At 58.3% G+C, this 15,410-nt stretch carries 11 protein-coding genes; 1 reads left to right on the plus strand and 10 read right to left on the minus strand.

Annotated elements, in window-relative coordinates:
* Window positions 1-15: 15 nt before the first annotated feature.
* The 6 genes from AC0L8N_RS10270 to AC0L8N_RS10295 form a co-directional block, all read right to left on the minus strand.
* Entirely contained in the window at window positions 16-1,101 is a 1,086-nt protein-coding gene (locus tag AC0L8N_RS10270; RefSeq protein WP_473667553.1) for an NAD-dependent epimerase/dehydratase family protein, read from the minus strand.
* A gap of 285 nt (window positions 1,102-1,386) precedes the next feature.
* Window positions 1,387-2,337, minus strand: a complete 951-nt coding sequence (locus AC0L8N_RS10275) for a Rossmann-fold NAD(P)-binding domain-containing protein (protein ID WP_473667554.1) — start codon at window positions 2,335-2,337, stop codon at window positions 1,387-1,389.
* Window positions 2,334-3,473, minus strand: coding sequence for an aminotransferase class I/II-fold pyridoxal phosphate-dependent enzyme (locus AC0L8N_RS10280; protein WP_473667555.1), 1,140 nt, complete (start codon window positions 3,471-3,473; stop codon window positions 2,334-2,336). Before AC0L8N_RS10280 ends, AC0L8N_RS10275 begins: the two co-directional genes overlap by 4 nt.
* 42 nt (window positions 3,474-3,515) lie before the next feature.
* Window positions 3,516-4,028: a c-type cytochrome gene (locus AC0L8N_RS10285; RefSeq protein ID WP_473667556.1), complete on the minus strand. Its 513-nt coding sequence runs from the start codon at window positions 4,026-4,028 to the stop codon at window positions 3,516-3,518.
* Between the two features lie 101 nt (window positions 4,029-4,129).
* Complete coding sequence (locus AC0L8N_RS10290) at window positions 4,130-4,660, minus strand: DUF6702 family protein (protein WP_473670119.1); 531 nt, start codon at window positions 4,658-4,660, stop codon at window positions 4,130-4,132.
* The gene (locus AC0L8N_RS10295; protein ID WP_473667557.1) at window positions 4,660-7,146 is read right to left on the minus strand and encodes a M1 family metallopeptidase; all 2,487 of its coding nucleotides are present in this window, start codon (window positions 7,144-7,146) and stop codon (window positions 4,660-4,662) included. The genes AC0L8N_RS10290 and AC0L8N_RS10295 overlap by 1 nt, the downstream gene beginning before the upstream one ends.
* Window positions 7,147-7,349: 203 nt before the next feature.
* Between AC0L8N_RS10295 and AC0L8N_RS10300 the strand changes: the two genes are divergently transcribed.
* Window positions 7,350-9,104 carry an amidohydrolase gene (locus tag AC0L8N_RS10300; RefSeq protein ID WP_473667558.1) on the plus strand — a complete coding sequence of 585 codons (1,755 nt, stop codon included), beginning with the start codon at window positions 7,350-7,352 and terminating at the stop codon, window positions 9,102-9,104.
* Between the two features lie 143 nt (window positions 9,105-9,247).
* On the opposite strand, the gene AC0L8N_RS10305 is transcribed toward AC0L8N_RS10300, so the two are convergent.
* The 4 genes from AC0L8N_RS10305 to AC0L8N_RS10320 form a co-directional block, all read right to left on the minus strand.
* Window positions 9,248-10,396 (minus strand): response regulator, encoded by a 1,149-nt coding sequence (locus tag AC0L8N_RS10305; protein ID WP_473667559.1) that lies wholly within the window; start codon window positions 10,394-10,396, stop codon window positions 9,248-9,250.
* A gap of 70 nt (window positions 10,397-10,466) precedes the next feature.
* Entirely contained in the window at window positions 10,467-12,503 is a 2,037-nt protein-coding gene (locus AC0L8N_RS10310; protein WP_473667560.1) for a two-component system sensor histidine kinase NtrB, read from the minus strand.
* Window positions 12,503-14,656 (minus strand): putative bifunctional diguanylate cyclase/phosphodiesterase, encoded by a 2,154-nt coding sequence (locus AC0L8N_RS10315; protein WP_473667561.1) that lies wholly within the window; start codon window positions 14,654-14,656, stop codon window positions 12,503-12,505. The genes AC0L8N_RS10310 and AC0L8N_RS10315 overlap by 1 nt, the downstream gene beginning before the upstream one ends.
* The gene (locus AC0L8N_RS10320; RefSeq protein ID WP_473667562.1) at window positions 14,653-15,408 is read right to left on the minus strand and encodes a hypothetical protein; all 756 of its coding nucleotides are present in this window, start codon (window positions 15,406-15,408) and stop codon (window positions 14,653-14,655) included. The genes AC0L8N_RS10315 and AC0L8N_RS10320 overlap by 4 nt, the downstream gene beginning before the upstream one ends.
* Window positions 15,409-15,410: the final 2 nt, after the last annotated feature.

Genomic DNA, 15,410 nt, shown 5'->3' on the forward strand with positions numbered 1-15,410 from the left:
CGTTTAGCGCCAGCGCTAGCTGTACTTAATTTGCCAGAGGACCGCCTGCTCCGTTTGCGGGGATGGCCAGCGGCGCGCATTCGCGCGGCGTTCCGCCGGTTGCCGCCACCACCATTCGTGCGTGTCCTGCACCGTGGTTGCCGGTGAGCGGTAACGCAGTCCGGCTGCCAGCGCTGTCGCTGTATCGACGTGCACGGAATTTTCCCGGGAGCCAAACATCAGGGGATTGAATTCAGCATCAGCCAGCATCTTGCGGGTCGGCCAGTGCAGCATTGTCGGCGCTGCCGAGAAGGCGCGCATTGCGTGCATCAGCATTTCGTTGTCCATGAATGACGCGGGTCCGGCGCAATTGAAAATACCGCCCGTGCGATTCTCAGCCAACGTAACGACAAACTCGGCAAGATCTCGCGCGTCGATCCATTGCACTTCATGGTCGGGATCTGGCGGGCAGACCACATCACCACCACGGTAGAGGCGTTCGACCCAGTAGGTAAAGCGATCGGTGGTGTCGCCCGGACCAACGATGTAAGGAGGTCTGACACAGGCGGCTCTGGCGCCGAATTCGCGGCGCACGATTCGGTCACACTCCGCTTTCAGCGGGCCGTAAGTTGAGCCGTCAGGGGCTTTCGCGGTCTGCCATAAAGGACTGTCTGGCATGAAGACGGTTCCTTTGGTTTCGTCGTAGACGGCGCGCGTTGAAATGTAGAGATAAAGATCAGTGCGGTCTTTCAGCAGGCGCACGGAATCCGCAACGTGTTGCGGCACATAACCGGAGTTGTCGACGACGACATCCCAGCGACGTGAACCTTCCAGTGGTTTGAGACCGGCATCGATCGTGACATCGCGATTACCGACAATTTCCTCAACGCGCTCGCCGAACAAGCCGCTGTTGTTGCCGCGATTGAACATCGTGACATTGTGCCCGCGTGCCAGTGCACGTTCGATCTGGTGCGGACCAATGAAACCGGTACCGCCAAGAAACAAAATGTTGAGTGGTTGAGACGGATTGGCAACGTTCTTGCTGCCGCTGGATTGCGCGCCGGCTTTTGTTGCTGCCAACAGCGCCACACCTGCACCTATGAATTCCCGACGATTCGTCATGCCTGCCTCCCGCAAATAAGGATGCTCAACATAGGACAGCTTTGGCGACAATACAATTCGCCTGTACCGACGGCAGGCTCGCTCGACGGCGGGAGCTGCGGTGTGCCCGGATGATAGCCCGGCGATGCGTCCAGGAGCGGGTAGCTGCGTCCGGCACTCGTTGCGGAGGAGCGACAGTGTTCGAGCGAGCATGATGCTGCGGGGAGCACTGCGGCGTCAGCCAGCAATGATAAATGCCCGATGCAGCGGCTGGTTGTCGGAAATGCGGGAGTGGTCGGCCGCTAACTAGCCGTTCTTGCTTTTCCATGCTGAGAATACGGCCGAGGCGATCTGGATATCCTGTACTGCCACGCCGGTCAGATCCGCAATGCTGATCTGTTGATCGTTCTGCCGGCGCAAGTTCGGTTCGTTGATGACATCGCCCAATTCGCGCAACGACTCCGTCGTGATGCGTCCGTCGCGAAAGGCGGTCTGAATTTCGCCGTGATCTGTGCACTGTGCGACTGAATCGACAACCACGATATCGGCATTCGCGACCAGCGCAGTTGCCAGCTCCTGTTTACCCGGAGTATCGGCACCAACCGCGGTGATGTGTGTGCCGGGCGTCACCCAGTCGGCCGCAATGAGCGGTTCCTGCGCAGGCGTGGTGGTGACGATCAGATTCGATGCCCGCACGAGCGCTTCCACCGAATTGCTTATCTCAACGTCGAAACCATCGTGGATGACTGTTGCCGCCAGTGCTTCGGCGCGTTCCCTGTTTCTGTTCCAGATCGTGACACGGCGGCATTGAGTGACGTTCTTAAGCAGCCGCAATTGCAGTTCGGCCTGAACGCCAGCGCCAACGATGCCGATGCCCGTTACTTCGGAGGGTGCCAGGTATTTCGCGGCAATCATGCCGCCCATCGCCGTGCGCATATTCGTCAGGTGGCCTTCGTCCTGCAGAAAAGCCTCGACCATGCCGTCCTTTGCGCACAGGACCAGCATGAGTCCGTCACTGCTCGGCAAGCCGAGCGCGGTGTTACCGTAAAAGCCGGTTGCCACCTTGATGACGAAAAACTCGCCGCCCTGAATGTGCCCGTACTTGATATGGCATTCGCCATCCGGCACGGCCAGGTAGCCAACCGGCGGCACGTCAGCCCGCCCCAGACTGTAATCGACGTAGCCTTGTTCTATGGCCGCGACCGCAGCGTCGATATCCAGATGTGTTTTGATGGCCGCTAGGTCGAGCGTAATCATGACGGTTCACCGCGATCGAGGTGTTGTTCCATGACCGCAATGCCGGTCTCGATGTCACGCCGACCGAAGCCGATACGGAAGTGATTGGCCGGTGTGCTGGTCAGCGCTGATTCGTAAATGCTGCCGGGTAACAACAGCAGACTGCTGTCTTCGATGAGCCGGCGAGTGAATTCTTCCACGCCATCGCCGCCGGTGTACTGCGGAAACCCCATGCACGATGCGTCCGGCTGCCGCCAGACGAAGAGATCCTGATGGCGTGCGAAAAACGCATTCAGGTGCACGAGGTTCGCGTCGATGATTGAACAGTTGCGAGCAAGAATGCGCTCTCGGTTGCGCAGCGCTATCTTTGTCAGCGCTTCGCTGGGCCCGGAGTTGGAAATCGACAAGTAGTGCTTCATGCGTTCCAGCTTCGACAGCAATTCCCGGTCCTGGCAGGCGATCCAGCCGATGCGTAATCCCGGCAGACCGTAGGCCTTCGACATGACGTTGAGGGACAGGCCGCGTTCGTAGACATCGGCCGCGGCGGGCAGGAACTCCGTGCCGCTCGGTCCCAGGCCATTGAATATTTCATCGCTCAGCAAATACATGCCGTGTTTGCGGCAGAGCTCGATCAATGCCGCATACCGATCCGGTGACAGGTTTGCGCCTGTCGGGTTGTGCGGAAAGTTGATGGTCATCAGGCGAGTGTTGGGGCGAATAGCACTGGCGACGCGGTCAATGTCCAACGACCAGTGATCGTCCGGGTCCAGCGGAATCCCGGTTGCCGAGCAGAAACTGACCGGCAGGGTTTCGTGCGACTGGTAATTCGGCGTTACGACGATGGCGTGACTATCTTTGTCCAGCAATACGGAATTGGCCGCGAAGATGCCTTCACTGGCCCCGGCAAAACAGAGGATGTCCGCGGCCGTGCGCTCCTGGTAAGTGCCGGCGATGAGTTCGCGCAGGCCGGGATCACCCCAGGTTTCGGTGTAGCCCAGCCAGAGCTGGTCAAACGCTTCGCGTTCCGCCGGGTTCGCCATCGCCAGCAGTTCGGTCAGTGACATGCTCTCGGCATCCGAGGCCGTCATGTGAATACGCGCTTTGAACTCCCAGCGGGAGAAGTGGGTTTCCAGCCTGAAATCGGGCAGGCCGGTCACTGGGGTTCGCCGGCAAGCAACGTTGCCAGCGCCACTGTGATCTCAGGGAACCTGCGAGAGCATGTAGTCGACGGCGTCATGGATTTCCTGGTCGGAAAGGTCCAGACGACCACCCTTTGGCGGCATGTAGCCGGCACTGCCCTGATAACCGTTGACGGCATGGTCGTGCAGGGTTTCGGTACCCTGTGCGGCCCGCGGAGCCCAGTTGGCCGCATCAGCCAGCGTGGGTGCCCCACCGATACCGCTGCCATGGCAGGCGATGCAGGCGGCGTTATAGACCTGCGGGCCCGACAGTGTGGTCGCTACCGGGTCAGCCTGAGTCGCTTCAGCTACCTGAGGTTCGTCGGCGGGAATGGCCTCACCGGGCATGTACACCTGCCCGAACGGCTGCAGGCGCTCTGAAACTGCCTGCTGATACTCAACGGCCGACGACGTGTAGATTCCCTGGGTCATATCGGACATCTTTTTCGACAGCACGAAAATAGCCAGTGCAAAAAGGGCTAAGCCGCCTAAAACTACGGAATAAATGTCGTAAAACTTCTGGTCGCGGTCCAAGGTACTGCTCCGGGATGAGATTTTTCGCCGCGCATTCCGCGCGCCAACTTCAGGGGTGCGGGATTATATATCAACTGTCGGCGAACAGTCGCCACTTGCGGCTATTCTGTCGCTGATTGACCAGAATTCTCGGCGATATCGAACTCGAAAGTGTGCCAGACATCGTCTGTGGCAAAGGTCAGGGTACGCACCGCGGTGCCGTTCGCAATATTGACCTGGTTAACCTGGCCCTCGAACGCGTCGCGCAGAATGTCGTCGCGAATGCGGATTTTCGCTGGCAGCGGTCCATTGCGCTCCTGGTAGACCATCAGGTAATCACCCGCGACTTCGGCACCGACCAGCCGCAGCCCGATCACCGCATCACCGCTCATAATCTGAAACCGCTCTTCGACATAAAGCGCAACACGGGCTCTCGATTCGAGCTGGCTTAGCGACAACTGCGGGTCGTCGAGCACCGCCGCGACACCAATCTCGGCATCGTGCAGGTGCAGGCGGTGGACGATTTCAAGCATGCCGGTGGTCGCATTGAAGTCGATCGTTGACAGACTGCCCGGCGCCCGGTGTGCTGCGGCTGGCAACAACGCCAGCAGCAGCACAATGAGCACTGCACATTGCTGCAGCGGTCGCAGCATCACTCGACCCGCTCTGGCGTCAGCGGCAGCTTGCGCGCCGAACCGTCATCGCCGCCTTTGGCCTTGCGCAACGTTTGCAACATGTCGGCCATCAGGTCCCGCGTATCGTCTTCGGATTTGTAGAGCTGGATGCGTGATTTTTCCATGCGCCGCGGGTAGTGATTATTCGCGAAATCGGCATCCGCCGTTTCGTGCCGCGGGTCGAGAGCAATAGACGCCATTGGCTGTTCCCGGATCAGCAGCTTGGTTAGTGACTTGTAGTTACGACGCCAAATTTCGGCGGGCAGCATGATGAAGTCTTCGCTGCCGTCCGCGTTCGTTATCTGCAGCGGCAATGGGCTGACCAGACCGCCGATATTCTCGAAATCTATGAAGTAAATGTACTCATTGTCGGTAATGGCACGTTGCAGCGCCGTCCGCTCCCAGTCTTCCAGGCCGTCCAGCAGATCCTGATAGGCATTGCGATCCGCATTGCTGGCAGTGAACTTGTCGTGATCGTTGTAGAAATCGGCAAGTTCCGGGTGACGATCGAGGTAGGTCTCGCGGCCTTCATCCCGATTCCGTGCCTGCGACAACGTTTCCGGGTACTTGCCCGCGTAATCCTCACGATCCTGCGGGAACTCGATGTCCGGGTCACCCGTAGATACGCGGTACTCGCGCACATCGTTAATGGCGATATCGACGTGATCGGTCGAGTAGAACCAGCCGCGCCAGAACCAGTCGAGGTCGATGCCGGAAGCGTCTTCCATCGTGCGGAAAAAATCGGCGGGCGTCGGGCGTTTGAATTTCCAGCGCTGCGAGTATTCCTTGAACGCGAAGTCGAACAGTTTGCGGCCCATGACGGTTTCACGCAGCACGATCAACGCGGCCGTTGGTTTGGAGTAGGCATTCGGCCCGAGCTGCAACACGGAATCCGAATTGGTCATGATTGGCACCTGATCTTCGCTGACCATGTAGTCGGTGATGATGTCGAGCACGCTCTGGTGCGGACGGTATGCGGGATAGTCCTCCTCCCACTCCAGTGCTGCGATGTAATCCAGAAAACTGTTGATGCCCTCGTCCATCCAGGTCCACTGGCGCTCGTCGGAATTGACCGTCATCGGGAAGTAGATGTGGCCAATTTCGTGAATGATGACGCCAATCAGCCCGTACTTGACGCGCCGCGACCAGGTTCTGTCTGGCGCATCGGCTACGGTTTCGCCCTCTACCGCATCGAGCGGATCCGGCCGATAACCGTTGAAGGTGATCATCGGGTATTCCATGCCGCCGCTTTTCCAGGTGTTGACGGACTGCGCGGTCGGGTACGGGTAGGCAAACGAAAAGCGTGTATAGACTTCCATCGTGTGCACGACGGCGTGGGTTGAGTACTTCGACCAGATTGGCTCGGCCTCATTGGGGTAGAACGACATGGCCAGTACTTCCGGGTGCGTGTCGTCGTTCTGGCGGTGAATCATCGCGTCCCAGATGAACTTGCGGGAACTGGCCCAGGCAAAGTCGCGCACGTTCTCGGCTTTGAATACCCAGGTCTTGGTTCCGCTGGCTTTATCCCGCTCATTTTCGAGCGCTTCTTCGGGCGTCACGATGAAGACGGGCTGGTCCGCACTGCGCGCCTCGCGCAAGCGGCTGCGTTGCGCCGAGGTCAATACGTCACCGGGGTTTTGCAGTTCACCGGTCGAGGAAACAATGTGATCGGACGGTACCGTGATCTCGACTTCGTAATCGCCGAACTCCAGTGTGAACTCGCCGCTGCCGAGAAATGCCTTGTGTTGCCAGCCGGCGTAATCGGTGTATGCCGCGAGTCGCGGGAACCATTGAGCGAGGAAATATATATAGGTGTCGTTTTCAGGAAACTGTTCGTAGCCGCCGCGACCACCCAGACGGGCTTCGTTGATGATATTGAATGACCAGGCAACGGAGAATTCGGTGCGCTGACCCGGCCTCAAAACCTGCGGCAGATCTATACGCATCATCGTGTCGACCACGGTGTACGGCAGGTCGCGGCCGCGGCCATCAGCTACTTTCTCAATCTCGAAGCCGTGTTCCACATCTTTATGGATCTGGTGAGCAGCAATCGTGGCGTAGGTGAGAACATCCGGCGTTTCGCGATCTTTCCAGGTCATTCGGCCCGCCGCGTCTGCTGCCGTTTCCGACATGCGGTTCAGCGAGCCGTCGGCGAAACGGTTCTGGTCCAGCTGCAACCAGATGTAACGCAGTGGATTCGGCGAATTGTTGGTGTAAGACACGGTCTGCGAGCCACTGATGCGGCGTTGCGATTCATCGAGCTGCACTTTGATCTTGTGGTCGGCGCGTTGCTGCCAGTACTGCGGCCCGGGTGCGCCAGATGCGGTGCGGTAAACATTGGCGGTCGGCAGGTCGGTATCGAGCTGCCGAAACGCGTCGTAGAAGTCGCCTTTGGTCTGCCTTATGGGGTCGGCGGTTGCATTGGTGACAAGCAAGGCTGTAATCAGTAGCGAAACGATTCTCATACAAAGTCTCACAGTTATTTTTTGCTGATGGGCAATGTATCAAATCCTTGCCGCGCAGACAGACCCCGGAATACACGTATTTGCTCCTGCCGCGGAAAAAATAGCGGTTTCTGCGGATACCAACGGCGCAACACGACGGCAATTGCAATGCCAGAGGGGCAGTGCGAAAGTTGGGTCTTTCGTAAGCCTTCGGGGGAAGCACCATGCTGAGACCATCAGCTGCACTAATTCTGTTAACGATTGTTCTGGCCGCGTGCAGCGGCCAATCTGACGATACGGCGGCACCTGCAGCAGCGGCCGATAGCAAAGCACCTGCGGACCTCGTGTTGCTGAATGGCAAGATAGCCACCGTCGATCCGGCGTTAGGCAATGTGGAAGCACTGGCGGTCAACGGTTATCAGATCACCGCGGTCGGCAGTACTGAGGAAATGTCGGCCTACGTCGGTCCGGAGACCCGTGTTGTTGAACTCGGCGGACGTTTTGTCATGCCAGGGTTCATCGAAGGGCACGGGCATTACATGGGTCTCGGTCGTGCCAAGCAGATACTGGATCTGTCGCGCGTGAAGAACTGGGACGAAGTGGTCAACATGGTTGCCGTCGCGGTCGACAAAGCGAAACCCGGCGAATGGGTATTCGGTCGTGGCTGGCATCAGGATAAATGGGATTCGGTGCCCGCCGATGCTGTTGATGGCGTGCCGTTGAACACAAGTTTAAATGCGGTATCTGCTGACAATCCCGTGCTGCTGGGTCATGCAAGTGGTCACGCGGCGTTTGCTAACGATGCGGCACTTGCGGCCGGCGGCGTTGGCGCTGATACGCCGGACCCGGCAGGCGGCACTATTGTCCGCGACAAAGACGGCAAGGCAACAGGTTTGCTGCGGGAAACCGCTCAACGGCTGATCAATGATGCCGTCAATGTCTATAACAACCGTCTTACGCCGGAAGAGTCCGAACGTATTGACCGTGAACGCGTGATGCTGGCCGGTGACGAAGCGCTGCGGCATGGTGTTACCTCATTCCACGATGCCGGCGCATCGTTTGAAACGATCGACTTTTTCAAGGAGCTGGAAGAAGAGGGTGCACTGCCTGTCCGCTTGTACGTCATGGTGCGCAGCGAGACGAATGAAGAAATGGACGAGCTGCTGCCGTTCTACAAAATGGTAGCGGAGGGCAATGACTTCCTGACGGTGCGTTCGATCAAGCGGCAGATCGATGGCGCGCTGGGTGCACACGGCGCATGGTTGCTTGAACCGTACGTCGATTTGCCCGACACCGCGGGTCTGGTACTGGAACCGGTCGCCGATATCGAAGGCACGGCGCGAGTGGCTGTAAAACACGGTTTCCAGGTTAATACACATGCCATTGGTGATCGCGCGAACCGCGAAACACTGGATATTTACGAACGTGTCTGGGACGAGATGGGTGTTGACGGCAAGCCGCTGCGCTGGCGTATCGAACATGCCCAGCACATCGATCCCGCCGACGTGCCGCGTTTCGCTGAAATGGGTGTCATTGCCGCGATGCAGGGTATACACGGTGCATCTGATGGCCCGTGGATTCCAAGTCGTCTCGGCGAGCCGCGTAGCGGCCTGACGTCCTACCCGTGGCGCACGCTCATTGAGTCGGGCGCTATCATCGGCAACGGTACTGACGTACCTGTCGAACCGATCGATGCGATTGCTTCGTACTACGCCACGGTTTCCCGGATGACGGTCAAGGGCGAACGCTTTCATCCTGAACACGTCATGACCCGGGAAGAAGCACTGAAGAGTTACACGCTGAACAATGCGATCGCTGCGTTTGAAGAGGACGTCAAAGGCTCTTTGACGCCCGGCAAATACGCCGACATTGTTGTGCTTTCGAACGACCTGTTGACGGTAGAGGAAGACAAGATTCCGTCAACGCAGATTATCATGACCTTCGTAGGTGGCGAGCTCAAGTACAACTCGGAAGACTGAGCCGAGTTTCGAAAGTCCTGACGGCGATCATCAGCAAGGTGATCGTCGTCAGGCGACTCCGGCGCTGTCGCAGAACGCCAGCGGGCGTTGCATCATGCCGCCACAACCTCTTTCTATGTCTTCCTGACAGTCGAGAAACCGGATCAGCCGGTGGCCTGAGCAGCGATCTCGGCCTGGCTTGCTGCAACCCTGACCTCAATACCGTTGGTATCCAGCCGGTCTGTGAAATTCAGAATGTGTTCAAGCGTTGACGTGTTGATAGTTAACCCGCGCGGCGCAAGCAACACCCCGTTGCTGGTTAGCAAGTCGTTGACCAGAACCATGCCATCTGCCAGCGATTGCGGAGCGACCGAGATGACCGTCATTTCTTCTTCGTCAACCACCCGTTCTGCCTTACCGCAGGCCGCTACCACGTCAGCGCCCAGCACGTCACTGCGTGCTGTGATCGTTGACAGTGTTTCCTGATCACTCAGATCGCGGGACTCGCAGCTTTCGATAAGGATGGCAGCGCGTACAACCCGGGATTCAACCGCATCGTCGGCTCTGGCGTCGCGCGACAGAGTCTTCAGCACCCGGATGGCGGGCTCGAGCCGCGGAATCTTGCCGACAATGCCAACGATCGATTCGATGCTGCGACTGACGCTGCTGGCTTCGTGCTCGTCGAGCGTGCGCCCGAAGTACAGTTTCTGGCGAAGCTCTTCGGACAGCGAGACTAAACCAAGCTGGGAGAATATCGCGGCAAATTCTGCGGGCCAGACTGCGTTCACGCCAATGCGCCGGGCGATATCGCGAACACGACGGCGAATACGCATTGCGCGACCCATCGCCTCCGGGTTGTCGAGCGCCATGACTTCGATCAGGGCATGTACGGACCCCAGCAACGTGCGTTGCAGTAGTTCTTTTTCGGCGGTCAACAGCCGGTGTTGATCGATAGCGGCTGCGATCGTCGGCTGCAGCATGTTTGGCGGACACGGTTTGGTCAGGAAGCGGAACAGCTGACCTTCGTTTACTGCACGGACAGCGGCCTCCATATCGGAGAACCCGGTGAGCAATATGCGTACCGTATCCGGCCGCAGATCGTGCGCTTTGGCGAGGAATGCCGCGCCGTCCATTCCAGGCATGCGCATGTCGGAAACGACGACAGCAATGTCGGGGTGTTCCTCAAGAACCTTGAGGCCCTCGGCGCCGGAGGTGGCCGTCAGTATCTTGCCGGCTTTCCGTAGATTGATCTTCATTCCCTCAAGAATGTTGATCTCGTCGTCTACACAGAGAATTGTCGGTTTGGTACTCATGGTTGCTCCAATTTCAAACTGATCCTGACTGAATATTTCCGCAGCGGTGGCTGCGGTTCGAAATTTCCGTTCATTGCTCACTCTCCGGCGTACGCAGTGGGATGCTGATAATGAACGTTGTGCCGATACCGGCTTCGCTGTTCACGACTATGCTACCGCCGTGCTTTTCGGTAATTATCGAATGTGCGATCGCCAGACCCTGGCCTGTGCCTTTACCTACTTCCTTGGTGGTGAAGAACGGGTCGAATATGCGTTCGCGGACAGCCGCCGGCATGCCGGTACCGTTGTCGATAATTCTTACCTCGATGCTGCCTTCGTTCAGACAGGTCACGATGCGAATTTGGCCGATCTCGCGATTCAGCGTCTGATTAGCCTTCTCGATAGCGTGCGCAGCATTCACGACGATATTCACGAACACCTGATTCAGCTCGCCCGGGAAGCACAGGGTCGGTGGAAGCTCGGCAAACTCGGTACTTATCTCGGCGGCCGCCACGTACATGCTGCGGCTAACGGTGAGCGTATTCGCGAGCAACGCATTAACGTCGTTGTAGGACGCCTGTTTGTCGTTCGGGTAGGCGAACTCTTTCATCGAACGGACAATTTCGGCGACGCTGTTTACACCATCCAGCGTGCGTTTGAATGAGCCGCCAACAGCTTCATCGAGATATTCCAGATCCGATTCTTCTTCCAGTTCCCTGATGACGTCGTCTACGCTCATGCCAGCGTCATTGGCGACTTTGCGCAGCTGCTCGGTCAGGCCGAGCGTCAGCGCCCGCAGGTCTTCGTACGCTGTCGACAAGAAGTACACGTTGTCACCGATGTACTGCATTGGAGTATTAATCTCGTGTGCAATGCCGGCCGCAAGGCGGCCAACCGCCTCGAGTTTGTGGGTCAGGCGCAGATCGCTTTCCAGCTTCTTGATTTCACGCTCTGCCTGGCGTCGTTCAGTAACGTCCTGATAGCAGGACAGCACATAGCGCAGATTGCCGTGTGAATCGTTCACCCGGCTGCCCGTGAAGTGGGCGATGATTGGCGTGCCGTCGTATTTGAGCATTTCGACGTTGCCGGCCCACTCGCGTTCACCCGATGTTTTCCAGGCAAGAAAATCACGCTTGCGCCGGTCCGGGTCGACAAACAGCGCTCGCAAGTCGGTGGACTTGAGTTGTTCGACGGAGGTAAAGCCGAGCACTTCACACATCCGTGAGTTCACGCTGAGGATGCGGCCGGTCCCGGCCGTCTTCATGACGCCGATCGGAACCTGTTCATACAACTCTTCATAATCAGCGCGCGCGGAAATCAGCGCATCCTGCTGTTTGCTTTGGCTCCGCACTTTGCGTTGCAGGCTCAGGTGCAATCGAAACATGTCCCGCCGGGTAATGGCTGCACTGCAGCCGAGAAAGGCAATGCCAATCAGTAACGCGCCCGACAGTGCGGAAATAACTGCCGAAAAAGCGGTATGCAGGTACAGCGAAACCAGCAACGACGTCAACGCCGAAACGACCGCGGCTTGCGGCCATACTGCAGCTTGGGCGCGGCTCGTGGTTGCGCTGAGCATGACCTGCATTAGCAGGATCAGCGTCGTCGCGAAATGTAACGCGGCGCTGAACGGTGAGATATTGGTGTAGGCGCCGGCGTGCTCGACGCCGCCAACCAGCGAATACAGATTGATTGCCGAATACTGGAGAAGTTGCATCGGGATATAGACGGAAAGTGCCGCGTGCACGACGCTGGTCGTACGCCGTTTGGCCAACAGCGCTGCCGTACCCAGGTAGATGAGGCAAATTGCTTCCAGTGATGCGTTAGTCTTAAGGCTGACGAGCAGCGCTCGGTTCTCAACGCCAATTTGAACCAGCAGCAGCGCCGCGGCTATCAGGATGCTGAGCCAGCAAATAGCCGTCAACGCCATCCAGCGCTTGCCCCAGGACAAGGCGACGCCGCCCGCAATCAGAATAAGGCAGCTCGTGACGATGATGCCGTTGGTGTCTGGCGGTGGCCGGACACCGGCGAACCATGCGGCAATGAGGATCATGGGACCAAGCAGGAACAACACGTTTTGCCTTGGCGTTTCTGCCAGCCTTGCATTGAGCATGCGGGTGGCGTCGCTCATCATGAGGCACCTCCCAACACACTGAGTGGCGGTGCAACCGATGCCGCTGCCAGGTACTCCTCGGCGTCAATCGCGGTCATGGGTTTCGCAAACAAATAACCCTGGCAGTAAACCGGGTCCAGCGGCAGTAGCAGGTCGTGCTGCTCCTGCGTCTCCACGCCTTCGATGATGGATTCCATCTCGAGGAAGTGAATCAGGCTCAGGATATTGCGCACCATGCCGTAGTCTTTTGAATCCCAGGTAATGGCTTGCGTGAATGAGCGATCAATCTTGACGGCGCTGAAGGGCAGCTGGCGTAAATAGCTGAGCGACGAAAAGCCGGTGCCGAAGTCATCCATCATGATGCCAAAGCCAGCATCACGGAGCTGGATCAGCATGTCCCGCGCCTGCGAGATGTTATTGATCAACATTGATTCTGTGATTTCGAGTCGGAACATCGATGGCGACAGCCCGGCCTCGGCGACCAGCGTCGACAGGTCGCGTGCCAATGGGGCATGCAACAGATCGAGTGTCGACAGGTTGACGCTCAGATAGCAGTCGAGGTTACGCAGGTTGTCCCAGTCTTTCGCTTGCCGTATCGCTTCGCGCAAGGCCCACTGGGTCAATTCGGTAATCAGTCCTGTTGATTCGCTCAGCGCAATGAACTTGCCTGGCGGCAACAGGCCTTCAACCGGGTGTTGCCAGCGCACAAGGCACTCAAAGCCTTTGGGCTTGCCACTGTGTGTGTGCACTATCGGTTGATAGTGCAAACGAAACTCGTTGTTTTCCAACGCGGACTTGAAGTCGGATTCGAGCTGAATCAACGTCACCCGGTCGTCACGCGTGTCGCTGGCGAAGACCGACCAGCGCATGTTGTCTGCCTCTGCATCACTCAGCGCGGAGATGGCGTCGTCCATCAGGTTGGCCGCGTAGCCGTAACCATCTTCGGCGGTCGCAATGCCGAGACGCGGCACGATATTGATTTTACCGCGTTCGTGTTCGTACACACCGGCTATGCCGTCGCTGGTGAGTTCGGCTGCAAGCCGAATGGCATCGGCGGAATCACTGCCGGGCATCAGTATCGCCAGTTGGTAATCGTTAACGCGAGCAATGTAGTTGGAGTCCTGCAAGCTGGCCGCAAGTCGCTCCGCAACCTGCGGGAAGATGGTCGGGATTACGCTGTGTCCCAGTGAACGCTCGGCTTTTTCGACGTCTTTCAAGCCCACTACGGCAATGCTCAGAGGGCCTTCTTCGGGTTCCAGGCGAAGCTTCTCGAGTTCAGTTCCGAGGTGTTCGACAAAGGCCTGTCGATTGGGCAGGCCGGTGACGATATCTGACACCGATAGTTGGTGTACCCGGTCCTGTATCTGCTCGCGATTTGCGAGCAGCGTCGAGAATTGCTCATTGAGCGCGACAAAGCGCTTGGTCATTACGTTGAGATCGGCGGTAAGTCCGCGCGGCTTGATGGCCTGCCGATACAGTACCAGCGCAATGGCGTAACTCAGGACAGCAACAATGACGTACAGAGACCAGCGCAGGTCACCCAGTTCCGTAGCCACTGTGCTGTCGTAGCCGAGTTTCCAGGTACCGCCCGGTACCGGGAACGACAAGGAACTCTGGCGTTCCTGGCTACGCATGTCAGCGCGGTAAATGCGGCCGCCGTCGTGTCTTGTTCCTTGCCACGTGAGTTCGAGCGATCGCGCGGTAATGGACGAGTCCGGCAGTTCCGCCAGCAGTTGGTCGGCCGGAATAGCGACACCGGCCCAGCCATCGGGTCGCGGACTGGTCAGCAAAACCAGGTCGCGGCCAGTCGAGGTTGTGAGCGGCGCCAGGACGGTGGGGGCTTGCACGTCGGCGAGTTGTTGTTGCAGGGCGGGGTCGGCATGCAGACGTTCGGAGCTGGAATGCAGTTCGCCGTCAAAATACCAGCTGACAAATTCGCTATCGGCGGGCGACGGAGCGTCGACTGATGAACGTTCAACGCGCTCCAGCCGGTAAGTGATGTCGAGCAGCTTCGCTTGTACGTCCGACGCGATGGCCATCGCATCGGCTTGTGCCTGACGTTGCAGTGTTGCATTCCGCAGCTGATCACCTGCCTGCAACGCGGCAATTCCAGTGATCAATACCAGCAAACCGCCGGCCAGCGGAAGCAGCCATGTCGTTCGACTATTCATCGTGCGTCATTCCCCAGCGGGACCCTGAGTACGACGGTCAGTTCGTTCCGGACCCGGCTGTCCAGCCGCAGATGATCAAACGTACCCATGAGCGTGTAACGGCCGAAAGGCACGCTTAAGCCGACGTACGCCTGGCGAACGTCCACAACACCGCCGACAGAAACGCCGAATTCGCCCAGAGTTGCCGGACTGCCGGTTTCGCCGACATAGACACCGCCGAACCAGCTGCGCTCCGCTGCGACTCTGAAGCGTAAGCCGAACTGGCGTGTGTCGAGGCCGGAGCCGACCGAAGAGATTGCATTGAATGCAAGACTGCTGCCTGTTGGCCGCGCATAACTGAGGCTGGCGCTTACGACATGGCCGATCGTGTCGTCGACGTTTATGTACGTGTCGCTTAAATCCGCAGACCAGGTCTTGTCGATGAGCCAGGTGCCGCCCACCACCAGTTTGCGGGTGGTGAAGTTGCGGCCGTCGATCTGACCAGGCCCCGCAAAGACGCTGCCACTGATCACGGCGGAATCACCGAGTCGCCGGTTCAGGCTGCCTTCCAGCAGAGTCCACCAGGAATCGCCGATGCGGCTGTGTGAGATACCGGCCAATGAGCCTTTCAAGCCAAAGCTGTCGAGTGTGCGACTGGCCGCAAAGCGGCTGCCGTCACTCGAGCCTTCTGCGGCGCTGGCCGATAGCCACAGGTCGTCGGTTTGCGCTAAAGCGGGCAGTAGCGAGAATGCGATGAGAGCAAGGCTGCGCATAG

The organism is Woeseia sp. D3-10 (assembly GCF_055809415.1).